Source organism: Rhodococcus sp. NPDC059179, assembly GCF_042754885.1.
Lineage (GTDB): Bacteria > Actinomycetota > Actinomycetes > Mycobacteriales > Mycobacteriaceae > Rhodococcus_G.
Window position 1 is genome coordinate 94389 of record NZ_JBHZBV010000003.1, and the last position, 22985, is coordinate 117373.

A 22985-nucleotide genomic window follows, 5' to 3' on the forward strand; every position below is an offset into this window, starting at 1 on the left:
GCGGCGCGGATAAGTCGTGAATGCTCGGGAAGGGGCGAACTATTCCCTTGACCCGCACACCATGGTATCGGCTGCACACGGGTGCGAGCGAACGCGGTGAGTGTGACGGCTGGCGCAGACCCGCATGCGCTGCGTACCGTGGACCTGTGCGTGATCAATTGCCCCCCGGTCTCCCGCCGGATCCGTTCGCCGGTGACCCCTCCGATCCGTCGGCCGCGCTCGACGCGATCGAGCCGGGTCAGCCCCTCGACCCCCATGAGCGACTGGCCGTGGAGGAGGACCTCGCCGACCTCGCCGTCTACGAGGCACTGCTGGGTCATCGCGGTATCCGCGGGCTCGTCGTGTGCTGCGACGACTGCCAGCAGGATCACTACCACGACTGGGACATGCTGCGCGCCAACCTGCTGCAGCTGCTCGTGGACGGCACCGTGCGTCCGCACGAGCCGGCCTACGACCCGGTCCCCGAGGCCTACGTCACGTGGGACTACTGCCGCGGCTACGCGGACGCATCGATGAACGAGGCGCTGCACGGCGACGGCTTCGACGCCTGAACCGCGACTGACACACACCGCGATACACCGACGAACGGCCCGACAAGGATTCACCTTGTCGGGCCGTTCGTGTGTGGTCTCAGCGCGTTGTTGCTCAGATCAGCTGGGTGCGACGTCCGACGTCAGGTCCCGCGGGGCGGGCGTGTTCTGGGTCGTCGGCTCGACCCTCGGGGTGGTCTGCACAGGCGGATCGGTCGTCTGCACCGGCGGGATTGTCGTATCCACCGGCGGGACGATGGTCTCGATCGGCGGCAGCGTGATCGTCGGCAGCGTGATCGGCGGCACCACCGTCTCCTCCGGCGGGAGGGTCGGCAGGCTCGGGACCGTCGGAACCGTGGTCGGCAGCACCGGCAGGGTCACCGAGGTGCCCGGCAACGTCACGCCCGGCACCACCGGCAGCCCGGAGATCGTCCCCGGGTCCGAGGGCGGCGTGGTCGTCGTCGGGGGTGTGGTCTTGACGACGTCGGCCATCAGCCGGTCCCGCCAGGCCGTCAGCTCGTCCCGCTTGGCCGACTCGCTCACGTCACCGACCCGCTTGTTCGCGGATTCCAGCACCGTCAGCGCAGCCTCCGGGTCACCCGCCTGGATGAGGCGCTCGGCCTCCTCCAGGCTGGTGGTCGTGTCGATGCCCGCGACGGTCGAGTTGGCGCGCTCGGTGAACACGACCTCCTTGACCTTCCACAGCGGGTCGCCGGGAACGGCGTTGTAGGAGAAGACGGTCAGCCCGGCCATCACCACGGCAACGGCAGCGGCCGCGCCCGCGATCGGCCGGAGCAGCCGCAGGCCCGACCGGTGCGGGCGCAGCGGGGCGATCGTCGCCAACTCACGGTCAACGGCGGCGGCCACCTGGTCGAGGTTCGGTTCGGCGGGCATCGCTGGGGCAAGGATCTCGGCACGCCACGCGGTCAGCAGGGTGGCGAGCTCGAACTCCTCGGGGCTGTTCGTCGCGACCGGACCGTCACCGGCGATCGCGTCGATCAGTGCATCGTCGCGTGCGATGGCGGCGAAGTCGACCGCTGTCGCGTCGGTGTCTCCGAAGGACGACGCGTCCGGGGTGAGGTCGGCACCGGACGTGCCCTGCTGCGATCCCTCGTGGTCCCCACCGCGCTTGCTGCCCCTAGCCATACATCTCACCCGCTTTCGCAACTTCGTTCTTCAATTTCGCGAGCGCCCGGTGTTGGGCGACGCGTACTGCTCCGGCCGTGCTTCCAACGGCTGCCGCCGTCTCCTCCGCGGACAGTCCGACAACCAACCGCAAGACCAAGATCTCCCGATGCTTCTCGGGAAGGGTTCCCAGTAGTGCGCTCATCTGCCGGGTGGTCTCCGAGTCCAAAGCCAGCTTCTCGGGTCCCTCGTCGGTGGAGATGACATCTGGTACCTCGGCCATCGACTCCGCTTTGTTACGCCCGGCGTTCCGATGCGCGTCGGCCACCTTGTGCGCAGCGATGCCGTACACGAATGCCATGAACGGTCGGCCCTGATCCTGATACCGCGGCAAGGCGGTCATCACTGCCAGGCACACCTCCTGCGCCACGTCATCCGCGGACAGTTGTCCCCTTTCCGCGGCTCCGACCCGTGATCGGCAGTAACGCACAACCAAGGGTCGAACACTCTCCAGCACTCGAGACAAGGCAACTCGATCGCCCTGCGCTGCCGCAGCGACGGCTGAGTCCAACTCCTCGCTCGTATTAGTCATCGTCAGAGAGATTCCTGGCGTTACAGTGGCGCCCGCTCCAGAGCGCTCCCACCCGGCGGTGGAACGCTTGAAGGATAGCGACTGTCACTCACAGTTCCCTGAATCGGCCACCGCGGTCGGTGATTTGCCGTCGACAGTCGTCCCGGATCGCCGCCGCCTCCGCGGTGGGACGGACTCCGTTGACAAGCATCGCCGCCGCCCATCGCAGCGGCAACAACCCGTGCTCCGCGCATCGATCGAGCACCTGTTCGCCCAGATCAACCGCCGAAGAGGGGTTCGGGCCCGCACTATGGGCGGCCGCCAACAGCAAATCCGACTTCACCCGGTGCCGCACCGAGTCGGCGGCAAGGGCCAGTTCGACGGCGGTGCTCGCGTGCCGACGCGCCAACTCGGCGTTTCCCGACGCCAACGCGATCTCGGCGCTCACCCAGTTCAGCCGGATGCGCTGACGCCACAGGCCGGGATCGTTCCCGACGAGCGGCGCACACCGTTCGAGCAGGGCGGTGCCGAGCGCGAGCCGTCCGCAGCCGAGCGCGTCCGCGGCCAGCCCGGTCAGCGCGTCACATCGGGCGGCGGCGATCGCCGTCGGCAGCTCGTCTCGGCCCGCCTGGCCGCCGAGGATCGCCAGCGCGCGGCCGTCGAAGCCGGCCGCCAGCCGATGCCACCCGAGCTGCCTGAGCAACGACGCCTCCGTACTCAACGCCAGCGACGCGATGTCCCGCGATGCAGGACGGCCCTCCCCGCGCGCGAAGCGCCTGCTCCCGATGCGCGAGAGTTCGGTGCGGGCAGCCGCGTAGCGACCCTGCCCACCGAGCGCCACCGCCCTGAGCCAGTGCTGCTGTTGGTCGGCGGCGGCAGGCAACGGGGCCAACCCGGGCTGTTCGCCGAAAGCGGCGTCGATCAGTGTCCCCACCGGGCCAAGGGTAGGTCCCCCATCGACGTCGACACTGCGCACCCCACCCGTGCCCGAATACTCATTCGCGCCGGGTTTGTCGAGAGTTACCAACGCATCAATGTAATTCAAGACCGAATCAGGCAACTGATTCAACGTCGGGTTTGTGGCATTTGTGTTAATCAAAAATCTCGGTGCCCGCATGGCCACTGACAGCATCCATACGGCCCCACCTTCCTGGACGGTCGACCAAAAACCGCTCTTCAGGGACACTCGGCCGACGGCTGAGGGCGCGCGGCCCGGCCATCCGCGACGGAACCAATCACGATGAGGTGTCGTTGTCTATGAACGGAACGTTAATTTCTCGTGCGCAGACTATGGAAATCGCCACTTGGAGAACTATTGACTCGTTTTCCGCAATACCTCTAACGTTACCGAGACGAATTGTTTTCAGACCTGGACGATCTTCAGGTGCATGGATGGACAGGAGCTGGCATGCCACAGCCGAATCACCTCCCCGGACCGAACGCCGATATCTGGGACTGGCAGATGCACGGCCTGTGCCGCGGAGTCGACTCCGCAATGTTCTTCCATCCGGATGGCGAGCGGGGCCGGGCCCGCACCCAACGCGAGACGCGCGCCAAGGAGATGTGCCACCAGTGCCCGGTGCTCACGCAGTGCCGCAGCCACGCCCTCAGTGTCAGCGAGCCGTACGGGATCTGGGGCGGCATGTCCGAGACCGAACGCGAGATGCACGCACGTAGGGGTCGCCACCGCATCGCGGTGTAGACGGTCGCCCCCGATTTCGGCGCGGTCCCGGAAGACCGGGGCCGCGCCGGGATCGTTCACCAATCCATCGCACGCCTCGCTCCGAATGCCTTCCCGACAGCACTCGCACCACAATCGGGAAGGCAGCCCCATGAGTATCGACACCGCCCGCATCTTCGCCGTCGCCGTCGCCGCATCGGTGACCCTGATCGGCGTCTCGGCGTGTTCCTCCGACAGCAACGACTCCTCCCCCGCCGCCTCGCCGTCCAGTGACGCCATGTCACCGGAGGCGATGGCCGATCCCGCCGCGAATCTGGTCGGACCCGGCTGCGCCGAGTACGCCGCCGCCGTGCCGCAGGGCGGCGGCTCGATCTCGGGCATGGCCAAGGATCCGGTTGCCGTCGCAGCCTCCAACAACCCACTGCTCACCACCCTGGTGTCCGCAGTCTCCGGAAAGCTCAACCCCGATGTGAATCTCGTGGACACCCTCAACGGTGGACAGTTCACCGTGTTCGCACCGGTCGATGACGCGTTCGGCAAGGTCGATCCGGCCACCATCGACACCCTCAAGACCGACGACGCGCTGCTGACCACGGTCCTCACGTACCACGTGGTGCCGGGCCGGATCGCACCGAGCGAGATCGCCGGGCCGCACCCGACCGTCGAGGGTGGCACGGTGACCGTGACCGGGTCCGGGGACGCCCTCAAGGTGAACGACGCGAACGTCATCTGCGGCGGCGTGAGCACCGCGAATGCCACCGTCTACCTCATCGATTCGGTCCTGATGCCCCGGTAGTGGGCCGCAGACGCACCGGCAGCCCATTCCCGAATGGCCCATTCGGTCACTCTGACTGACCGAATGCGCCATTCGGGAGCCGTTCGCGGGACACGTGGCCGACCGAGAACACGGGGCAGAACGAAGGGAGGGGACGGCGATGGGCGCTACGGTGATCGTTGATGGACGGAATCGCACGATGGTGACGGGCCCGGGGTCGACGGGGTCCGGCGCCGCACCCGATCACAACACCGGTGGGGCGACGTGTCCGACGGACAGCGGGCACGCGCACGACTCCCGTCAGGCCGAGGCGGCCGAACTGGCAGCCCTGCTCTCCCGCGCCGCCGACGGGGACGCGAGTTCGTTCGCCGAGCTCTACGACCGGACCTGCGTCCGGGTCTACGGAATGGTGCTGCGGGTGCTGCGCGATCCCGGCTTCGCGGAAGAGACCACCCAGGAGGTCTACCTTCAGCTCTGGCGCACCGCGGACGGGTTCGACGCGGCCAGGGGTTCCGCGGTGTCCTGGCTGATGACCCTCGCGCACCGCAGGGCCGTCGACCGGGTCCGGTCGGAACAGTCGCACTCGAACCGCGAGGTGGTCTACGAGTCGCGGAACCGCGGCAGCGAGTTCGACGAGGTCGCCGAGGAGGTCACCGGGCGGCTCGACCGGCAGGCCGTGATCGACTGCCTCGGCGCCCTCACGCCGGTGCAACGCGAGTCGGTCGCGCTCGCCTACTACGGCGGACGCACCTACCGTGAGGTGGCCGCGCAGCTCGGGGTGGCGCTGCCGACCGTCAAGACCCGGATCCGGGACGGACTGGTTCGGCTCAGAGGATGCCTGGGGGTGCAGTGATGAACGACGACCAGATCGACCTGGCCCACGCCTACGCCCTGGACACCCTGGACGCGGACGACCGCCGTGCGGTCGAGCAGCTGCTGGCGACCGCCGACGACGAGCTGCGGGCCGACTTCGAGACGGTGGTGCGCCAGACCTGGGAGACGATGGCCGCGGTCGCGGCCGCGCGTCCCACCGCCCCGCCCGAGGGGCTCCGCGAACGACTGCTGACACAGATCGCGGCGGAGGGCCAGGCCCGTGCTCCGATCCCGCTGGCCGACCGACGGACCCGCACCGCCCGCTGGAGGCTTGCGGCCGGCGCCGTGGCCGCCGCCGCCGCGCTGCTCGCGGGCGGGGTGTTCATCGGCCAGCAGCTGCGCGAGACTGCCCCGCCTCAGCCGGTGGCGGCACAGGTGATGACCGCCCCTGACGTCCGGACGTCGTCGACCGCGGTGCCGTCCGGCGGCTCGGCCACGGTCGCCTACTCCAGGTCGGCCGACGCGGCGGTGCTGATGATGAACAGTGTCACCCCGCCCGCTTCGGACACCGTCTACCAGATGTGGCTCATCGCGGGTACCGGAGCGCCCGTGTCGGCGGGCACCATGGCGCCGGACCAGGTGTCGCCCTCGACGGTCGCGGTGCTCGACGATCTCGACGGCGCCTCGTTGCTGGCCTTCACCGTGGAACCGTCCGGCGGTTCGGAGCAGCCGACCTCCGACGTGTTCGCGTCGCTGCCACTGGGCTGAATGTCGCTGCCACTGGGCTGAATGTCGCTGCCGCTGGGCTGAATGTCGCTGCCGCTGGGCTGAAACCGACAGGCCCCCTGACGATCTCGTCCGAGGGCCTGTCGTCGGTCACCCGAGGGTGCCGGTGGAACTAGTGGCTGTGGCCGTGGCCGTGGCCCGCGTCCGCGGGGGCCTCGAACGGCTTCTCCACCACGGAGGCCTCGGTGGTGAGCACCATGCGCGCGACGGAGGCCGCGTTGACCACCGCGGAGCGGGTGACCTTGACCGGGTCCACCACACCGTCGGCGAGCAGGTCGCCGTAGGTGAGGGTGGCGGCGTTGAAGCCGTGGCCCTTGGGCGCGTCCGCGACCTTGCTGACCACGACCGAACCGTCGACACCGGCATTGGTGGCGATCCAGAACAGCGGGGCCGACAGCGCCGCGCGCACTACCTCGACACCGGTCGCCTCGTCACCGGAGAGCGACGCGGCCAATGCGCCGAGCACCTGTCCGGCCTGCACGAGCGCGGAGCCGCCGCCGGGCACGATGCCCTCCTCGACCGCGGCCTTGGCCGCGTTGACGGCATCCTCGACGCGGAACTTGCGCTCCTTCAGCTCGGTCTCGGTTGCGGCGCCGACCTTGATCACCGCGACGCCACCGGACAGCTTGGCGAGGCGCTCCTCGAGCTTCTCACGGTCCCAGTCGGAGTCGCTGTTCTCGATCTCGCGACGCAGCTGTCCGACCCGGGCCTCGATGTCCGCCTCGGTGCCAGCACCGTCGACGATGGTGGTCTCGTCCTTGGTGACGACGACGCGACGGGCGCTGCCGAGCAGCTCCAGTCCGGCCTCCTTGAGGGTCAGGCCCACGTCGGAGTTGATCACGGTGCCCGCGGTGACGACCGCGAGATCGTCCAGGAACGCCTTGCGACGGTCACCGAAGAACGGCGCCTTGACCGCGACGGCCTTGATCGTCTTGCGGATGGAGTTCACCACCAGGGTGGAGAGCACCTCGCCCTCGACGTCCTCGGCGATGATCAGCAGCGGCTTGCCCGCCTCGGCGACCTTCTCGAGCAGCGGCAGGAAGTCCGGCAACGAGCTGATCTTCTCGCGGAAGAGCAGGATCAGCGCGTCCTCGAAGATCGCCTGCTGCGCGTCGATGTCGGTGACGAAGTACGGCGAGAGGTAGCCCTTGTCGAACTGCACGCCCTCGGTGACGACGAGCTCGGTCTGCAGGGTCGAGGACTCCTCGACGGTGACGACGCCATCGACGCCGACCCGGGTCATCGCCTCGCCGACGAGCTCACCGATTTCCTCGTCGCGAGACGAGACGGTGGCGACCTGAGCGATCGCATCCTTGCCCTCGACGGGGGTGGCGGCCGCGATCAATGCCTCCGACACGGCGTCGGCAGCCTGGGCGATGCCCGCACCGAGAGAGATCGGGTTGGCGCCTGCCGCAACGTTCTTCATGCCGCCGTGGATCAGTGCCTGCGCCAGCACCGTCGCCGTGGTGGTGCCGTCGCCCGCCACGTCATTGGTCTTGGTGGCGACGCTCTTGACGAGCTGGGCGCCGAGGTTCTCGAACGGATCCTCGAGATCGATCTCGCGGGCGATGCTCACCCCGTCGTTGGTGACCGTGGGGCCGCCGAACGCCTTGGCGAGGACCACGTGCCGACCGCGCGGGCCGAGGGTGACCTTGACCGCGTCCGCCAGCGTGTCGACGCCGCGCTCGAGAGCCCGGCGCGAGGTCTCGTTGAACTGGATTTCCTTGGACATATTGCTCAGCTACTCCTGGATTGGGAGGGTCCGCAACGCGATCCGCCCCGGGCCCATGAGTGGGACGCCGGGGCGGTTCGCAAGTGGCTTACTTGGAGATGACAGCCAGCACGTCACGTGCCGAGAGGATCAGGTACTCCTGGCCGGCGTACTTGATCTCGGTTCCGCCGTACTTGCTGTAGATGACGGTGTCGCCTTCCTTGACGTCGACCGGGATCCGGTTGCCCTTGTCGGTCACGCGTCCTTCGCCGACGGCGACGACGGTGCCCTCCTGGGGCTTCTCCTTGGCCGTGTCGGGGATGACCAGGCCTGAGGCAGTCGTCGTCTCGGCCTCGTTGGCCTGGACGAGGATCTTGTCCTCGAGCGGCTTGATGTTCACGCTCGCCACGATGAGCCCTCCACTTTCAGGGGTTTGTGCGTCCCAGGCTGATCCCGGGACGTGATGGTTTGTTCGTACGCTTGCGGCATCTCACTCAAGCCCCGTCGTCGCGGGTGCCGGGGCTGGGTCAGCGCCAACTAGCACTCTATACATGCGAGTGCCAGCGCTCAAGGTTGGATCGTCGGTTCCGAAGCGGTAGGTGATCGATGCGAGATTTGCTGCTTAGATTGGGGAGCACAGAACCGGAGCCCACCATGTTCGTCGCCACCGCCATCGTGTCCGTTCTGCTCGCCGCCCTCCTCGGGTTCGCGGCCATCCGGAAGCTGAGCCACCGGGACCGGGTGGTTCAGACCTACGCCCGGGTCGGCGTCCCCGAGGACCGCCTGAACTCGCTGGCGGCGATCCTGCTCGCAGGCGCTGCGGGCCTGATCCTGGGCCTGATCTGGGCACCGCTGGGAATCGCCGCCGCGCTGGGGGTCATCTGCTACTTCATCGGGGCCGTCGTCTTCCACATCCGGTCCCACGACACGAAGAATCTCCCCGTCCCGCTCACGTACGCGGCGATCGCCGTCGCCGCGCTGCTACTGCGTCTCGCGTCGAGTTGACCGATCGGCCACACATGGACGAATGCCCGACAGGCGGGCAATTTCCGATTTCGGCGGCCACCGGGTGACCTAAAGTCGTCGCCGTGGCACACATCAGCAGGCGCGCGTTCATCGGACTTGCCGGGCTCGGAGCCGCGGGGACCATCGGGGTCGGCTCATTCGGAAGGGCGCCATGGGGCACCTGGTACGCCGCGGCCGACCCGCTGCCCGCTTCTTTTGCCGGAACCACCCTCGAGGCCGTTGCGACCCCGGTCGGAGGGTCCGGCTACCGGACCCTCACCGCAGGCCAGGGCTGGCCGATGATCGTCCGCGGCGAACTCGCCGCGGCCAGGTCCGGTCGCGAGGAGCGCCGTACCGCCCTGGCGTCCCTCGTGCAGCTCACGGACGTGCACATCGTCGACGCCCAGTCGCCGATGCGGTTCGAATACCTGCACCCGTTCGCCAGTTCGGCGTTCCGTCCACAGGAGACCCTCACGACGCAGGGCCTGGTCGCGCTGGTGTCGCGGGTCAACTCCCTGCCAGGTGGCCCGCACACCAGCCGCGCGTTCGATGCGGTGGTCTCGACCGGAGACAACACCGACAACAAGGAGCACGCGGAGCTCGGCTGGTTCCTGACCGCCCTCAACGGCGGCACCTTCATCCCGAACACCGGCGCCGCGGACCGCTATGAGGGCGTGCAGAACTCGGGAGCAGACCTGTACTGGAACCCCGAGTCGCCGATCCACGACATGTACAAGAAGGCCGGGTTCCCCGAGATCCCCGGCCTGCTCGGTGCGGCGACCCTGACCCCGGTCACCAGCCCCGGCCTGAACACCCCCTGGTTCAGCGTGTTCGGCAACCACGACGACTCGGTGCAGGGCACGCTGCCGAGCGGGATCCCGCCGCTCGAGGCGATGTACACCGGATCGCTGAAGATCGAGGTGCCCGGCTCCCCCGAGCAGGCCAGGGCCGTGGACATCGCCACCAAGTTCGACCCCGCGGGCGTGCCGGCCGTGCTGGCGGCGATCACCACCCCACCGCGCCGGGTCACACCCGACCCGGCCCGGGCCCCGTTCACGCCGCGGCAGTACATCGCCGCGCACCTCGACCCGAAGAACACGGGCCCCGGGCCCGTCGGCCACGGCTTCGCGCCCGACGCCGGCGCGACCGGCATCGGCTACTACACGTTCGAGATCGCGCCTGGCGTGGCCGGAATCGGCATGGACTCCACCAACCGGGCGGGGTTCACCGAAGGCTCGCTCGGCGAGGCGCAGTTCCGCTGGATCGAGCGCACCCTCCAGGAGGGCAGCAGCCGGTACTACGACGCGGGCGGCAGGCCGGTCACCCAGTCGCGTGCGGACACCTACTTCCTGCTCTTCAGTCACCACACCAGTGACAGCATGGGCAACCTCGTGCCGGACCCGGAGAACCCCGGCGAGCGTAGGCATTCCGGGTTCGAGTTGCTGGATCTGCTGCACCGGTTCCCGAACGTCTTGGCCTGGGTCAACGGCCACACCCACGACAACAAGATCACCCCGCACCCCGGGGCCACTGCCGCGCAGGGCTTCTGGGAGATCAACACCGCCTCGCACATCGATTTCCCGCAGCACGCGCGCATCGTCGAGGTCGTCGACAACGCGGATGGCACGCTGTCGCTGCTGACCACGCTGATCGAGGCGGACAGTCCGTACGAGGCCCGGCACGGCGACTTCTCCCAGGCCGGTCTGGCGTCGCTGTACCGCGAGTTGTCGCTCAACGACATCCACACGGATCCGAATCGGCTCGGCGGGTCCGCCGACCACAACACCGAACTGGTGCTGACCTCTCCGAGGGCGTGATGGTTTTGTTGAATCTCAGATGCAAGTATTATACGGTCGGGACGTGCAGCTAACACGTTTCACCGACCTTGGGCTGCGCGTGATGATGCGCCTGGCCGCCTCTCCCGGAGGCGGCGGCCTGACGACGAGTCAGGTGGCGGATCAGATGACGATTCCGTACACGCACACGGCCAAGGTCGTTGTGCGGCTGCGCGAACTCGGCATGGTCGAAGCCCGCCGCGGTCGGGGCGGCGGGCTCACGATCACCGATGCGGGTCGCCACACCTCGGTGGGCATGCTCGCCCGCGCCCTGGAAGGCGAGGACGAGGTCGTCACCTGCGAGGGCGATCATCCGTGTCCACTGCGCAGCGGCTGCAGGCTCCGCGGCGCCCTGCGCCGCGCCCAGATCGCGTTCTACGACTCACTCGACGGGGTCACCGTCGACGACCTGATCCAGGCCCCGACCGGACTGACCCTGCTGACGCTGTCCGACCCCGTCAGGGCCTGAGCTCCTCGTCGCCTCTGCGACGCCGTCCGAGCCGCACCGCGGCCATCACGACGCGGACGCCGAGTGCGATCAGGATCAGGTTCCCCACGATCTGCACCGCGACGATGGCCCGTGCGACCTCGGTCGTCGCGGTGATGTCCCCGAACCCGACGGTCGAGAAGCACACCAGCGTGAAGTACAGCGAGTCGACCTTCGACAGCGGCTCGCTGAAGTTTTCCACCCCCGACAGCGACATCAGGTGATACAGCGTCGCGAACGCCAGCAGGTACCCGGGCAACATCAGGGCAAGACCCTCGATCGCCTGCAGGCCCGGATACTCCGCCCGCGCGATCTTCCAGATCTGCCAGGCGAACAGCGCGCCGACCGCGACCAGCCCCAGCACCAGTCCGCCGATCGCGGAGGCCGAATCCAGGTCCTGCATCGGGATGACGAAGTACGCGACCACCAACGCCACCGCGCTGGCCGCCGGACGGAGAGCGGCCCGACGGATCAGGCGGCGGCGCTGCGCCCTCGACAGGCTCTCGAGCCGGTCATCGCCCATCGCTCGCCGTCCGCGACTGGCTGACGGTCACCGAGAGACCGGGATCCGTGGCGACCGTCAGCGGCGACGGCGTCGCGCCCCCAGCGATGACGTGCGCTCCCAACGCGGCGATCATCACCCCATTGTCGGTGCACAACCGAGGCTTGGGGATGCGAAGGGTCAATCCGGCTGCGGCGCAACGCTCCTCGGCCAGCGATCGAATACGCGAGTTCGCGGTGGCGCCGCCGCCGAGCACCAGCGTGTCGACGCCGACGTCGGTGGCCGCGCGCACCGCCTTCATGGTGAGCACGTCGGCCACCGCCTCCTGGAACGACGCCGCGATGTCCGGGATGGGCAGCGGTTCGCCCGCCCGCTCCTTCGACTCCACGAACCGCGCGACGGCGGTCTTGAGTCCGGAGAAGGAGAAGTCGTAACGCGCGTCGCGTGGACCGGTCATGCCGCGCGGGAATGCGATCGCCTTCGGATCCCCGTCCTGCGCGGCCGCGTCCAGCGCCGGGCCGCCGGGGAATCCGAGCCCGAGCAGCCGGGCGACCTTGTCGAACGCCTCGCCCGCAGCGTCGTCCACGGTGGTGCCGAGCTCGACGATCGGCCGCGCCAGGTCCTCGACGTGCAGCAGGTGGGTGTGCCCGCCGGAGACCAGCAGCGCGACGCACGCGGGCATCGGACCGTGTTCGAGGGTGTCCACCGCGACGTGACCGCCGAGATGGTTCAGTGCGTAGAACGGCACGTCCCAGGCGGCGGCGTACGCCTTCGCGGCGGCGGCGCCGACCAGCAGCGCACCCGCCAGCCCCGGTCCGATGGTCACCGCGAGCGCGTCCGGTTTGGCGATCCCCGCCTGCGCGAGGGCCCGTCGCATGGTCGGAACAATGGCCTCGAGGTGCGCGCGCGAGGCCACCTCCGGAACCACGCCCCCGTAGCGGGCGTGCTGGTCGACGCTCGAGGCCACCTCGTCGGCGAGGAGTTCACAGGTGCCGTCCGCATGCCACCGGACGATGCCGACTCCTGTTTCGTCGCAGGAGCTCTCGATCCCCATCACGATCATGACAGCTGCCCCTCGACCCTGACGGCCGGCCTGCGCATGGTGTACGCGTCGGCCCCGCTGGGCTGGTAGTAGTTCCTTCGCGTTCCGACGATCTCGAAACCCGTTCCCCGGTAGAGGGCGATCGCCGGTTCGTTATCCGTGCGCACCTCGAGGAACACCGGGCCGCCGTGCTCATCGGCCTCCCGCAGCAGTGCGCCGAGCAGCAGCGCGCCCAGGCCCCGCCGCTGATGATCGGGATCGACCCCGATGGTGTGCACCTCGGACTCGGCGTCGACTCCGGTGCCGAGCAGCGAGATTCCCGCGTAGCCGAGCATTGCGTCGGTGTCGTCGCGGGCGACGAAGTAGCGGTTGTACGGCCCCGTCAGCTCGGAGCGGAAGGCGTCCGCGCTCCACGGGCTGTCCCCGGGGAACAGCACCGTCTCCAGTTCCTCGCAGCGGGTCGCATCGGCCGCGGTCATCCCGACGATCCGCGCGGTCATTTCTTCCGGTCCGCGATCGCGACCGCGTCGGGGCGGCGCAGGTACAGCGGAACCAACGGCTCGGGCTCGGCACCGGATCGCAGCGCGGTCGCTGCCATCGCGACCAGCCCAGCGGGCGACGGCGTCTCGACGGGCTCGACGGGCAGGTCGAACAGGTCGACGTGACCAGCCGATCCCGCGATCGCCTGTGAGGGAGTCGGTTCCAGATCGGCCGGCTTGTTCACCTCCGGACCCTGCACCCGGACACCGGCGCTGTAGCGCGCCCAGTACACCTCGCGGCGACGGGCATCGGTGACCACCAACAGGTCCCGCCCGAGCGCGGCCTCGACCGCGATCGCGTCCAGGCTGCACACGCCGTGCACGGGGATGCCGAGTGCATCGCCGAACGCGGCGGCCGTGGCCATGCCGACCCGCAGTCCGGTGAACGGCCCCGGACCACACCCGACCACGACGGCGTCGAGGTCCGCCACGGCGACACCGGCCTCGGCCAGGCATTCGAGGATGTGTGGGGTCAGCACCTCCGCGTGGGCCCGCGCGTTGACCGTGATGCGGGTGGCCAGGGTCTTCGGGGTGTCGCCCTCGAGGAGCACCACCCCTGCTGTCACGGCGGGCGTGGCGGTATCTACCGCGAGTACGAGCACGGTTACCGAGGATACCTAGCGCTACGGAACCCAGGACCACTGCGCGGTGCGCACGTCCGACTCCGGTTCGCGCCGCAGCCGCACCAGCAGATGCCGCTCGGCCAGGTGCTCGACGACGCCCTCGCCCCACTCGACCACCACGACGGCGCCCGCGAGGTCCGTGTCCAGGTCCAGGGCGTCGAGTTCGTCGAAGGTCTGCCCCGGATCCGCTCCAATGCCGAGCCGGTAGGCGTCGACGTGCACCATGGCCACCGGCTCACCGCCGCCGGGGCGCTCGCCCGCCCGGTGCTCCCTGGCGATGATGAAGGTCGGCGAGCTGACCCGGCCCTGCACGCCGAGCCCAGCCGCGATCCCCCTAGAGAGTGCGGTCTTGCCCGCGCCGAGCGGGCCGTCGAGCACCACGAGGTCGCCCGCGTTCAGTTCGAGGGCGAGGCGCCTGCCGAACGCCTCGGTGTCCTCGGCGGTCGGCAGGTGGATCGTGCGCGGATCGTGGTCAGCCACCGACAACCGTCCGCTCCGCGTCGCCCTTCGCGGCGATGGAGCGGCCCACCAGCCGGTCGATCGCGTCCGTGACCCGGAGCGGGAACTCGAGCTGCACCAGGTGCCCGCCGCCGACCACGCGGACCAGCTCGGACTCGGGGAGCTCGGCCGCCATCGCCTCGGACTGAGAGAACGGCAGGATCATGTCCGCGTCGCCGCAGACCACCAACGACGGCAGCTCCGCGATCACCGGCAGCGCCGCCGATTCATCGTGCAGCTCAAGGGACTTGAGGAAGTTCACGATCGTGGTCACCGACGTCTGGTTGAGCATCCAGTCGGAGAACCGCTCCAGCGACTCGCTGACGTCGGTGCCGTAGGACGCGGCGCGCAGGATCGGGGAGATCAGCGTGCGGGCGGCGCCGCGACCGAGCTGCACCAGCCCGGGCGAGGTGCGGACCGCGAGCCGGAAGGCGTCGATCACCGGGTTCTGCAGGTTCCTGCTCAACCCGGTCTTGTTCAGCCCCTCGGCTGCGGTCGCGATGAGGCCGACGCCGATCACCTTGGTGCCGAACAACTCCGGCACCTGCCGGGCCAGGGCCAGGATCGACATGCCGCCCATCGAGTGGCCGACGAGCACCACCGGACCGCGTGGGGCGACGGCCTGCAGGACTACGTCGAGGTCCCGGCCGAGCTGGCCGATGGTGCAGCTCTCCGGAGCGGGAATGCCGGACCTGCCATGCCCACGCTGGTCGAAGAAGACCATGCGAACCGCCTTGCCCCAGCGCTTCTCAAGCTGACGCCGCTGAAAATGCCAGGACTCCATGCGCAGGCAGTAGCCGTGCACGAAGACCACCGTGAGCGGGGCGTCGGCTGGGCCCACCTCACGGACCGCGAGGGCGGTGCCGTCCTCCGCGGCGACGATGCTGGCACGGTCGGCGCTCATCAGCCGGAAGTCTTCCTTGGCGTACCGGTCTCGTCGTCCGCCGCGGCGCGACGACGGCCGGTGACCGACGGTGATCCCCGCGAGCGCGCCGAGCGCGGCGGCCGTGACAGCGCCTCCGATCAGGCCCTTCCCCAACGGTCTCATCGCGGGTCCTCCCCACCGGTGTAGCTGCGGACGACCCGCCCCCGTACCCCTGTCACCACTTCGTAGTGGATGGTCTCGAGCGCGTCGGCCCAGTCCTGTGCCACCGGTTCGCCGTCGTCGCCGCTGCCGAACAGCACCGCGACATCGCCCTCCGTCACCCCCGCGGAGTCCGGTCCGAGGTCGACGACCACCTGGTCCATGCAGACCCGGCCGATCTGCGGGTGACGGCGCCCACCGATCTGCACGTCGAAGCGTCCTCCGAGGGCACGCGGGATGCCGTCGGCGTAGCCGACCGGCAGCAGGGCGACGGTCGTGTCGCGCTTCGCTACCCAGGTGTGCCCGTACGACACGCCCTCACCCGCGGCGATCCTCTTCACCAGTGCCACCCGCGCACGCAGCGTCATGGCGGGCCGCAGCCCGAAACCGCCGAGTTCCGGCACCGGGGAAAGTCCGTAGATCGCGATTCCGGGGCGGACCATGTCGAAACGCAGGTCCGGCCGGGTCAGCACGGCGGCCGAGTTCGCCAGGTGCACCACCTCCGGGCGCAGACCCACCCGCGCGGCCTCCGCCACGGCGTGACCCAGGCGCGCAGCCTGGGTGTCGATCACCGGATGGTGCGGCTGATCGGCGTGCGCCAGGTGGGAGAACATCCCGCGCAGCCACACCGCGCCCTCGGCCTCCGCCCGGGCCAGGTCCTGGAGGGTGTCCTCGAGTTCGAACGGCGAGACGCCATTGCGTCCCAGCCCGGTGTCCACCTTGAGCGTGACGGTCGCTGTGGTCCCGAGTTCGCGCGCGGCCGCGACCACCGACCGCAGGTGCCGGGGAGAGGAGATGCTCAGTTCGATTCCCGCGGCGATCGCGGCGCCGAAGTCCGCGTCCGGGGTGTGCAGCCACGACAGGATCGGCACCTCGATGCCCGCAGCCCGCAGCGCCAGGGCCTCGTCCACGGTCGTGACGCCCAACTCGGCCGCCCCCGCGGCGAGCGCCGCACGCGCCACCCGCTCCGCGCCGTGGTTGTAGGCGTCGGCCTTGACCACGGCCATCACGGCGGCGTCGCCCGCATACTCACAGAGCAGACGGACGTTGTGGGCGATGGCATCGAGGTCGATCAGCGCTTCCGCCTGCGGCGTGGACGGGGCCAACGCGGAAGTCATGCGCAGATCGTCCCATACGGACAAGTCGGAGGTCACGATCCCCGATCCTGCCATTGACCACGGAATGCCCAAATGATTCCCATCACTCACGAGGTCACATTTCGGGCACCACTTGGGCACGAAGCACCCTCACTGCCGCCCTGACCTCGGATAACAGGGTTTCGGCTGAGATCGGCGCCGCCGTTCCCGAGCCCTGCCCCGCGGCCAGGCTGGCCGCAAGCGAGTGTGCGCGCGCACCCATCGCCGCGGCGGTCAGCGGCGCCAGGCCGGTCGACAGCAGGGCCCCGACCATGCCGGACAGGACGTCCCCTGCCCCGGCTGTCGCAGCGGCGGAACCACCCGCCTCGTTCAGCAGAACCGATCCGTCCGGATCGGCCACCACCGTGCATCGGCCCTTCAGCAGCACGCTGATCCCCCACTCGGCTGCCAGGGCGCGGGTCGCCGCCACCCGGTCCGGCGCCAATCCCTGCGAAGCGGTGCCGCGCCCGGTGAGCCGGGCGAACTCGCCCGCGTGCGGAGTCAGCAGCGTCGGCGCCCGCCTGCCCATGACGAGCGCGGGATCCGCGGCCACCAGCGTCAGGGCATCGGCATCCACCAGCACCGGCAGGTCGGTACCGAGAACAGCGCGCAGCACCGCCATGGCCCCGTCGTCGACACCCATCCCCGGACCGACCACCCAGGCCTGCACCCTGCCTGCGTCGCCGAAGTCGTCCACCGCGACGACCTCGGGCCAGCGCGAAAGAACCTGCGGCGCCGCGGTTCCCGCGTACCGCACCATGCCCGAGGTGGCGGCGACGGCGGCTCCCGCACACAGCACGCCCGCACCGGGATAACGCGCACTGCCCGCGACCACCCCAACGACCCCCTGGCTGTACTTGTCGTCAGCAGGCCCCGGCATCGGCCAGCGGGCGCCGATCTCGGCCGCGCCCAACGTCCGCACCGACGCGGCAGGCAGATCGAGTCCGATGTCGACGAGGTCCACCCGCCCGCAGTGCGCCGCCGCGAGGGCGTGCACGGGTTTGAGCGCCCCGAAGGCGACCGTGACCGACGCCGTCACCGCAGGCCCCGCCGTGGCCCCGGTGTCCGGATCCACCCCGCTCGGCAGGTCGACCGCAATGATCGGAGCGGAGATCCGGGCCACCAGCGCTGCCGCGGGCGGGCGCAACGGACCACGACCCGAGATCCCGACGATTCCGTCGAGCACCAGGTCGGGCTCGCCGAGATCCGCCTCGGCGCCCGAGTCGATCCGCCCGCCGGCGACCCGTAGCGCCGCCAGCCCCGCGGCGTGGACCCTGGCCGGGTCGAGGAGAATCGCCCGCACCGCGGCCCCCCGCCGCCGCAGCATCGCACCGGCCCACAGCGCGTCCCCACCGTTGTCGCCGGAACCGACGAGCAGCGTCACCCGCCTGCCCGCCACACCTCCTGTGCGAGAACGTAGTTCGGACGCCACGACACACGACAGCCCGTACGCGGCTCGGCGCATCAACGCACCCTCGGGGAGCGCGGCGAGCAGCTGGCCCTCGGCAGCTCGCACCTGATCGACCGTGAAGTAGTCGCGCATCGGATCACCGTATCTCGCCGACCGTCGCCATTCGGGGCTACCCTGTATCCATGCGCGCACTCGGCGCCACCATCGCAACCGGACTGCTTGTCGCATCGGTACTCGTGGGAAGCGGCAGTCCCGCTCAGGCGCGGGACAGGACCGTCGAGGTCAACAACATGGCCTTCAGGCCGCACACCGCCAGGATCCTCATCGGCGACACCGTCACCTGGTGGTTCAACGACGGTGCCACCGAGCACAACGTCACCGCGACCGGGTGGGCCACGGCGTCCGGCAGGAACTTCGCCAGCGAGGACATGTCCGAGGGCTACTTCAGTCAGACGTTCACCAGGCCGGGCACCTACATGTACATCTGCACCCTGCACTCGAACATGAGCGGCCAGGTCATCGTGCGCTGACGCGGCTCGGCGCGATCGGTACCCGGCGGGTACCGACCGCGACTGGGTCTACTCGACGGTGACCGACTTCGCCAGGTTGCGGGGCTTGTCCACGTCGTAGCCGCGGGTCTGCGCGACCTCGGCCGCGAACACCTGCAGTGGCACCGTCGAGAGCAACGGCTGCAGCAGGCTCGGCGCCGCCGGGATCTCGATGAGGTGATCCGCGTGCGCGCGCACCGCCTCGTCGCCCTCCTCGGCGATCACGATGGTCCGCGCGCCGCGCGCCTTGATCTCCTGGATATTGGAGACCAGCTTGGAGTGCAGCACCGCGCGACCCTTCGGCGACGGCATCACCACGATGACCGGCAGGCCCTCCTCGATCAGCGCGATCGGACCGTGCTTGAGCTCGCCTGCCGCGAAGCCCTCGGCGTGGATGTACGCGAGCTCCTTGAGCTTGAGCGCGCCCTCGAGAGCCACCGGGTACCCGACGTGGCGGCCGAGGAACAGCACGGTCGGCGAGTGGGCCAGTTCGCGCGCCAGTGCCCGCACCGGTTCGACCGTCTGAAGCACGCGGGCGACCAGGTCCGGCATCGCCTCGAGGTCGCGGTACTCCCTGGCCACCTCGTCCGGGTACTTGGTGCCGCGCGCCTGCGCCAGGGCCAGCCCCACCAGATAGTTTGCGGTCACCTGGGCGAGGAACGCCTTGGTGGACGCGACGCCGATCTCCGGTCCGGCCCGGGTGTAGAGCACGGCGTCGGCCTCACGCGGGATCTGTGACCCGTTGGTGTTGCACACCGCGAGCACGCGCGCCTTCTGGTCCTTGGCGTGCCGCACCGCCTCGAGGGTGTCCGCGGTCTCACCGGACTGCGAGATCGCGACGACCAGCGTCGAACGGTCGAGAACCGGGTCGCGGTAACGGAATTCGCTGGCCAGCTCCACCTCGACGGGCAGCCGGGTCCAGTGCTCGATCGCGTACTTGGCCAGCAGGCCGGAATGGTAAGCGCTGCCGCAGGCCACGACGAACACCTTGTCCACGTCGCGCAGCTCCTGATCGGAGAGCCGCTGCTCGTCGAGCACGATGCGACCGGCGTCGAAGTGTCCGAGCAGGGTGTCGGCCACCGCCGCGGGCTGCTCCTGGATCTCCTTGAGCATGAAGTAGTCGTGGCCGCCCTTCTCGGCGGCGGCGAGGTCCCAGTCAATCCGGAACGGACGCGTGGGGACGTCCTCGTTCCCGTCGAAGTCGGTGACCGTGTAGCCGTCGGCGGTGATGACGACGACCTGGTCCTGGCCGAGCTCGACGGCGTCGCGGGTGTGCTCGATGAACGCGGCGACGTCGGATCCGAGGAAGGTCTCGCCCTCGCCGACGCCGATCACCAGCGGGGTGGACCGGCGGGCCGCGACGATGGTGTCCGGGTGGTCGGCGTGCGTGAACACGAGCGTGAACGCGCCCTCGAGGCGGCGAATCACCTTGCGGGCGCTCTCCACGAAGTCGGCTGCGGTGTCGCCGGACGCATAGGCGCGCGAGACCAGGTGAACCGCGACCTCGGTGTCGGTGTCGGAGGCGAACTCGACGCCGTCGTTCTCCAGCTCCGCGCGCAGCGGGGCAAAGTTCTCGATGATGCCGTTGTGCACCACCGCGACCTTGCCGGTGGAATCCCGGTGCGGGTGGGCGTTGCGGTCGGTGGGCCTGCCGTGCGTCGCCCAGCGGGTGTGTCCCATGCCCGCGGTGCCGACGAACCGTTCGGTGCCGGTCTCCGCGAGCTCCGCCTCCAGGTTGGCCAGCCGGCCCGCCTTCCGCTCGATCGCGACGCCGCCCTTACCGTCGAGGACCGCGATGCCGGCCGAGTCGTAGCCGCGATACTCCATCCGGCGTAGGGCCTCCACCACGACGTCCAGCGCCTGGCGGTGGCCGACGTATCCCACGATTCCGCACATGGGTCACCAGGGTACTGGGCTGGCGGATCCCTGCCGACCGGCAGGGCGCGGGTGCCGAGTGACCTGGGTCACGGGGCGACCGGGCCGGTGCCGAAGAACGCTGTGCACACGCCGTTGTGGAACTCGACGGCGACCTGAAGGACCCGGCTTCCGCCCGCGACGGGCAGCAGCGGGGAGCTGTAGTTCGCGCAGGTCTTGTTCTTCGCGCTCGGCGCCGCCACCGGAGCCGGGATCTCGAACCAGTTGCCCGCCCCGAAATTGTCGTTGGCGAGCAGGACCCTGCCGTTCTTCGCCGAAGGCTTGCCGTCCTTCCCGACATACGTTTGGCCACCGAGCACAAGGCGGGTGCCGTTCGGACCGCCCGGCACCGACTGCAGGTACGGCGAGTGCTGGAAGTAGCTGCCATCCGAGGTGGTCACCCTGACCCCCGGGTCGGTCGTCGCACCCCAGTTGACCCCGTCGTGCGAGACCTTGACGTAGGGGCTGCAGTACTGGGCGCCGTAGTTGCACATCTCGTAGGTCGAGGCGAACCGCCCGTCGGGCAGTCGGGTCACCACGGCCATGCCGGGACGCACCTTCTGCGGGTCGCGCGCCAGGATCACCTGCTTGTTGACCCAGTCCATTCCGTTGAACGACGACACCCTGCTCAGTACCTGCGAGTGCCGGGGCATCTCGGTCTCATCGGCGTAGTACAGCCACAGGGTGCCGGCCGCATCGACCACGAACTCGGGTTCCCAGACGCCCTCGTGGTTCGGCGACCTGGCGGCGACGCCGAGCGGCACCCAGTCCCGGCCACCGTTCCAACTGGCCCACACCTTGATCGCGATCCGCCGGTCGCGGCCGGCCTCCCAACCCACCGTGCCCGCCCACAGCAGCGTGCCCTGCGGCAGCAGTCCGGCCTGCTGCGGGACCTCGAAGAGGGTGCTGCAGCACAATCCCGAGCTGGCCTCGGGATCACGGATCGCGCCGATGTGGTGGAAGCTGGCGCCGTCGTCGGTGCTCTCGAGGATCGGCGAGTAGTAGCCCTGTGCGTCGCGGCTGGTCATCGACGCCAGGATGGTGCCCGACTGCTTGAGCCGGACGAGCCGCGGATACTCCCCCGCGCCGAGCATCGAGGGCGCCTGTTGCGCAACGGCGGGCGTCGGACCGGCGACCAGTAGAAACAGAAACGAGAGTGCGAGACAGTAGGCCGCTCTGCGCAAGGTGCACCGTCCGAGTAGTCGGGAATTCCCGCGAATTCAAGCAGACCTGATCCGCCATCGTGATGCTTTCGCAACATTCCCGCTTCCGCGCGCGATTGGCGGCTACCGAGCCGTGACCTCCGGATCCGAGTGTGCGAGGAAGTCGGCGAGGGCAGGCCACATCGTCTCGCGCGCCGCCCGGCCGGTCAGCACCCCGAGATGCCCACCAGGGAACGCCCCGAACCGAACCGTCGGCGCCCCGGTCAGCAACTCGGTGAGGTGATGGACGGCCCGCTCGGGGGCGAGCCCGTCGCCTGCACCGGCGATGACCATGGTCGGCACGTCGATGTCGCTCAGGTGGACACGCCGATCACCGATCTCCATGTGCCCCGTGGCGAACTCGTTCGAGCGCATCACCACGTGGTAGAGCTGGCCGAAAGTGCGACCCGGGTAGGCGTACATGCTGTTCATGAATCGATCCACTGCCTCGAGCTGCTCGAGGTGATCCCGGTCGTCGAGGTTCGCGAGAATCGTGAACGGCCGGGTCAGGTACTTGTCGACGCTGGCAGCCTTGAACCCGAGGCTCGTCAACGGCGCCGGGATGGTGCCGAGCGCCTTGTAGAGGGGCGAGACGGTGAACGGGCCGAACAGCCGATCGAGCGGACGCAGGGTGGCGAACAGCGGGACCTGCCGCAGATCGAAGGGGCTGGCGATCGGTGTGAGCGAGGCCAACGGCAACTCCGGATGCGCCGCCGCCGTATAGACCGCGAAGATCCCACCCAGCGACCAGCCCGCCAGGTGTACCTGGCTGCCGCCCGCGTCGGCGCTGACCACCCGCACCGCGTCCGGGATCACGTCGTCCACCCAGTGCTCGAAGCCGCGGGTGCGATCCTGGAAGTTCACCGGGCCGTAGTCCACCACGTACACGTCGCGGCCGGTCTCCATCAGGTACTCGACGACGCTGCACCCGCGGCGCAGGTCGAACGCGACGGAGGTCGCGGCCAGCGGCGTGACCAGCAGCAGCGGCGCGCCCGTCGCCTCACGATCCGCCGAGCGGAAGCGACGGATCGTGCGCTCGGAGTTCGCGTCGACGACCTCCGACGGCGTCGGCCGCAGATCGGCCAGGCCGTTCGAGCCGAGCCGCGCGCGCACGTTCTCGAAGGCGCGCGGCAGATCGCGGGGCACCGGTATCGGAATGCCAAACAC

25 protein-coding genes are annotated in these 22985 nt (G+C 69.5%); 9 read left to right on the forward strand and 16 right to left on the reverse strand.

All coding sequences use genetic code 11. The features are described 5' to 3' along the window. Positions 1-146: 146 nt before the first annotated feature. Positions 147-551: a DUF5319 domain-containing protein gene (locus ACFXMV_RS08755; RefSeq protein ID WP_027501780.1), complete on the forward strand. Its 405-nt coding sequence runs from the start codon at positions 147-149 to the stop codon at positions 549-551. Between the two features lie 99 nt (positions 552-650). On the opposite strand, the gene ACFXMV_RS08760 is transcribed toward ACFXMV_RS08755, so the two are convergent. The 3 genes from ACFXMV_RS08760 to ACFXMV_RS08770 form a co-directional block, all read right to left on the reverse strand. After that, positions 651-1676, reverse strand: coding sequence for an anti-sigma-D factor RsdA (locus tag ACFXMV_RS08760; protein WP_378501917.1), 1026 nt, complete (start codon positions 1674-1676; stop codon positions 651-653). Then, positions 1669-2247: a sigma-70 family RNA polymerase sigma factor gene (locus ACFXMV_RS08765; RefSeq protein ID WP_097210408.1), complete on the reverse strand. Its 579-nt coding sequence runs from the start codon at positions 2245-2247 to the stop codon at positions 1669-1671. Before ACFXMV_RS08765 ends, ACFXMV_RS08760 begins: the two co-directional genes overlap by 8 nt. A gap of 88 nt (positions 2248-2335) precedes the next feature. Beyond that, on the reverse strand, positions 2336-3160 hold the full coding sequence (locus tag ACFXMV_RS08770) for a hypothetical protein (protein WP_378501918.1): 825 nt from the start codon (positions 3158-3160) through the stop codon (positions 2336-2338). 474 nt (positions 3161-3634) lie between these two features. On the opposite strand from ACFXMV_RS08770, the gene ACFXMV_RS08775 reads away from it, so the two are divergent. The 4 genes from ACFXMV_RS08775 to ACFXMV_RS08790 all read left to right on the forward strand — a co-directional run bounded on the left by ACFXMV_RS08775 (position 3635) and on the right by ACFXMV_RS08790 (position 6263). After that, positions 3635-3928 (forward strand): WhiB family transcriptional regulator, encoded by a 294-nt coding sequence (locus tag ACFXMV_RS08775; protein ID WP_378502876.1) that lies wholly within the window; start codon positions 3635-3637, stop codon positions 3926-3928. Between the two features lie 130 nt (positions 3929-4058). Further along, positions 4059-4703 (forward strand): fasciclin domain-containing protein, encoded by a 645-nt coding sequence (locus ACFXMV_RS08780; protein ID WP_378502877.1) that lies wholly within the window; start codon positions 4059-4061, stop codon positions 4701-4703. A 178-nt stretch (positions 4704-4881) separates the two neighbouring features. Then, positions 4882-5535, forward strand: a complete 654-nt coding sequence (gene sigK / locus ACFXMV_RS08785) for an ECF RNA polymerase sigma factor SigK (protein ID WP_378502054.1) — start codon at positions 4882-4884, stop codon at positions 5533-5535. Further along, positions 5535-6263 (forward strand): anti-sigma factor domain-containing protein, encoded by a 729-nt coding sequence (locus ACFXMV_RS08790; protein ID WP_378502055.1) that lies wholly within the window; start codon positions 5535-5537, stop codon positions 6261-6263. The genes sigK and ACFXMV_RS08790 overlap by 1 nt, the downstream gene beginning before the upstream one ends. A 130-nt stretch (positions 6264-6393) precedes the next feature. Here ACFXMV_RS08790 and groL read toward each other — a convergent pair whose 3' ends face one another. Both groL and groES read right to left on the reverse strand, forming a co-directional pair. After that, positions 6394-8013 carry a chaperonin GroEL gene (gene groL, locus ACFXMV_RS08795; RefSeq protein WP_378502878.1) on the reverse strand — a complete coding sequence of 540 codons (1620 nt, stop codon included), beginning with the start codon at positions 8011-8013 and terminating at the stop codon, positions 6394-6396. Positions 8014-8101: 88 nt separating this feature from the next. Then, entirely contained in the window at positions 8102-8401 is a 300-nt protein-coding gene (gene groES, locus ACFXMV_RS08800; protein WP_027501788.1) for a co-chaperone GroES, read from the reverse strand. A gap of 245 nt (positions 8402-8646) precedes the next feature. Here groES and ACFXMV_RS08805 point away from each other — a divergent pair, with 245 nt between their 5' ends. The 3 genes from ACFXMV_RS08805 to ACFXMV_RS08815 all read left to right on the forward strand — a co-directional run bounded on the left by ACFXMV_RS08805 (position 8647) and on the right by ACFXMV_RS08815 (position 11301). Continuing rightward, a complete protein-coding gene (locus ACFXMV_RS08805) occupies positions 8647-8997 on the forward strand; it encodes a DoxX family protein (RefSeq protein ID WP_378502391.1) in 351 nt (116 codons plus the stop codon). A gap of 83 nt (positions 8998-9080) precedes the next feature. Further along, the gene (locus ACFXMV_RS08810; RefSeq protein ID WP_378502879.1) at positions 9081-10814 is read left to right on the forward strand and encodes a TIGR03767 family metallophosphoesterase; all 1734 of its coding nucleotides are present in this window, start codon (positions 9081-9083) and stop codon (positions 10812-10814) included. Between the two features lie 43 nt (positions 10815-10857). Continuing rightward, positions 10858-11301 (forward strand): RrF2 family transcriptional regulator, encoded by a 444-nt coding sequence (locus ACFXMV_RS08815; protein WP_378500269.1) that lies wholly within the window; start codon positions 10858-10860, stop codon positions 11299-11301. Here the strand turns inward: ACFXMV_RS08815 and ACFXMV_RS08820 are convergent. The 8 genes from ACFXMV_RS08820 to ACFXMV_RS08855 all read right to left on the reverse strand — a co-directional run bounded on the left by ACFXMV_RS08820 (position 11291) and on the right by ACFXMV_RS08855 (position 18286). Further along, positions 11291-11842, reverse strand: coding sequence for a potassium channel family protein (locus ACFXMV_RS08820; protein WP_378500268.1), 552 nt, complete (start codon positions 11840-11842; stop codon positions 11291-11293). The two genes, ACFXMV_RS08815 and ACFXMV_RS08820, sit on opposite strands and share 11 nt — an antisense overlap. Further along, complete coding sequence (tsaD, locus tag ACFXMV_RS08825; protein WP_378500267.1) at positions 11832-12884, reverse strand: tRNA (adenosine(37)-N6)-threonylcarbamoyltransferase complex transferase subunit TsaD; 1053 nt, start codon at positions 12882-12884, stop codon at positions 11832-11834. Before tsaD ends, ACFXMV_RS08820 begins: the two co-directional genes overlap by 11 nt. Continuing rightward, positions 12881-13363, reverse strand: coding sequence for a ribosomal protein S18-alanine N-acetyltransferase (gene rimI, locus ACFXMV_RS08830; RefSeq protein WP_378500266.1), 483 nt, complete (start codon positions 13361-13363; stop codon positions 12881-12883). Before rimI ends, tsaD begins: the two co-directional genes overlap by 4 nt. Then, a complete protein-coding gene (gene tsaB / locus ACFXMV_RS08835; protein WP_378500265.1) occupies positions 13360-14004 on the reverse strand; it encodes a tRNA (adenosine(37)-N6)-threonylcarbamoyltransferase complex dimerization subunit type 1 TsaB in 645 nt (214 codons plus the stop codon). The genes rimI and tsaB overlap by 4 nt, the downstream gene beginning before the upstream one ends. Positions 14005-14025: 21 nt before the next feature. Continuing rightward, complete coding sequence (gene tsaE / locus ACFXMV_RS08840; RefSeq protein ID WP_378500264.1) at positions 14026-14505, reverse strand: tRNA (adenosine(37)-N6)-threonylcarbamoyltransferase complex ATPase subunit type 1 TsaE; 480 nt, start codon at positions 14503-14505, stop codon at positions 14026-14028. Next, entirely contained in the window at positions 14498-15571 is a 1074-nt protein-coding gene (locus tag ACFXMV_RS08845; RefSeq protein ID WP_378502880.1) for an alpha/beta fold hydrolase, read from the reverse strand. Before ACFXMV_RS08845 ends, tsaE begins: the two co-directional genes overlap by 8 nt. Next, positions 15568-16725: an alanine racemase gene (gene alr / locus ACFXMV_RS08850; RefSeq protein WP_378500261.1), complete on the reverse strand. Its 1158-nt coding sequence runs from the start codon at positions 16723-16725 to the stop codon at positions 15568-15570. Before alr ends, ACFXMV_RS08845 begins: the two co-directional genes overlap by 4 nt. Before the next feature lie 94 nt (positions 16726-16819). Beyond that, positions 16820-18286, reverse strand: coding sequence for an NAD(P)H-hydrate dehydratase (locus ACFXMV_RS08855; protein WP_378502881.1), 1467 nt, complete (start codon positions 18284-18286; stop codon positions 16820-16822). Positions 18287-18336: 50 nt separating this feature from the next. On the opposite strand from ACFXMV_RS08855, the gene ACFXMV_RS08860 reads away from it, so the two are divergent. Then, entirely contained in the window at positions 18337-18684 is a 348-nt protein-coding gene (locus ACFXMV_RS08860; RefSeq protein WP_378499630.1) for a plastocyanin/azurin family copper-binding protein, read from the forward strand. A gap of 48 nt (positions 18685-18732) precedes the next feature. Here the strand turns inward: ACFXMV_RS08860 and glmS are convergent, their stop codons facing one another. The 3 genes from glmS to ACFXMV_RS08875 all read right to left on the reverse strand — a co-directional run bounded on the left by glmS (position 18733) and on the right by ACFXMV_RS08875 (position 22985). Beyond that, a complete protein-coding gene (glmS, locus tag ACFXMV_RS08865; RefSeq protein ID WP_378499629.1) occupies positions 18733-20598 on the reverse strand; it encodes a glutamine--fructose-6-phosphate transaminase (isomerizing) in 1866 nt (621 codons plus the stop codon). Positions 20599-20666: 68 nt separating this feature from the next. Continuing rightward, complete coding sequence (locus tag ACFXMV_RS08870; RefSeq protein WP_378499628.1) at positions 20667-21710, reverse strand: sialidase family protein; 1044 nt, start codon at positions 21708-21710, stop codon at positions 20667-20669. A gap of 192 nt (positions 21711-21902) precedes the next feature. Then, the gene (locus tag ACFXMV_RS08875) at positions 21903-22985 is read right to left on the reverse strand and encodes an alpha/beta fold hydrolase (RefSeq protein WP_378499627.1); all 1083 of its coding nucleotides are present in this window, start codon (positions 22983-22985) and stop codon (positions 21903-21905) included.

Coding starts and splice junctions, on each gene's coding strand:
- ACFXMV_RS08760 (WP_378501917.1), bottom strand. CDS start 1,676: ATGGCTAGGGGCAGCAAGCGCGGTGGGGACCACGAGGGATCGCAGCAG.
- ACFXMV_RS08765 (WP_097210408.1), bottom strand. CDS start 2,247: ATGACTAATACGAGCGAGGAGTTGGACTCAGCCGTCGCTGCGGCAGCG.
- ACFXMV_RS08775 (WP_378502876.1), top strand. CDS start 3,635: ATGCCACAGCCGAATCACCTCCCCGGACCGAACGCCGATATCTGGGAC.
- ACFXMV_RS08780 (WP_378502877.1), top strand. CDS start 4,059: ATGAGTATCGACACCGCCCGCATCTTCGCCGTCGCCGTCGCCGCATCG.
- sigK (WP_378502054.1), top strand. CDS start 4,882: ATGGTGACGGGCCCGGGGTCGACGGGGTCCGGCGCCGCACCCGATCAC.
- ACFXMV_RS08790 (WP_378502055.1), top strand. CDS start 5,535: ATGAACGACGACCAGATCGACCTGGCCCACGCCTACGCCCTGGACACC.
- groL (WP_378502878.1), bottom strand. CDS start 8,013: ATGTCCAAGGAAATCCAGTTCAACGAGACCTCGCGCCGGGCTCTCGAG.
- ACFXMV_RS08805 (WP_378502391.1), top strand. CDS start 8,647: ATGTTCGTCGCCACCGCCATCGTGTCCGTTCTGCTCGCCGCCCTCCTC.
- ACFXMV_RS08820 (WP_378500268.1), bottom strand. CDS start 11,842: ATGGGCGATGACCGGCTCGAGAGCCTGTCGAGGGCGCAGCGCCGCCGC.
- tsaD (WP_378500267.1), bottom strand. CDS start 12,884: ATGATCGTGATGGGGATCGAGAGCTCCTGCGACGAAACAGGAGTCGGC.
- rimI (WP_378500266.1), bottom strand. CDS start 13,363: ATGACCGCGCGGATCGTCGGGATGACCGCGGCCGATGCGACCCGCTGC.
- ACFXMV_RS08845 (WP_378502880.1), bottom strand. CDS start 15,571: ATGAGACCGTTGGGGAAGGGCCTGATCGGAGGCGCTGTCACGGCCGCC.
- alr (WP_378500261.1), bottom strand. CDS start 16,725: ATGACTTCCGCGTTGGCCCCGTCCACGCCGCAGGCGGAAGCGCTGATC.
- ACFXMV_RS08855 (WP_378502881.1), bottom strand. CDS start 18,286: ATGCGCGACTACTTCACGGTCGATCAGGTGCGAGCTGCCGAGGGCCAG.
- ACFXMV_RS08860 (WP_378499630.1), top strand. CDS start 18,337: ATGCGCGCACTCGGCGCCACCATCGCAACCGGACTGCTTGTCGCATCG.
- glmS (WP_378499629.1), bottom strand. CDS start 20,598: ATGTGCGGAATCGTGGGATACGTCGGCCACCGCCAGGCGCTGGACGTC.
- ACFXMV_RS08870 (WP_378499628.1), bottom strand. CDS start 21,710: ATGCTCGGCGCGGGGGAGTATCCGCGGCTCGTCCGGCTCAAGCAGTCG.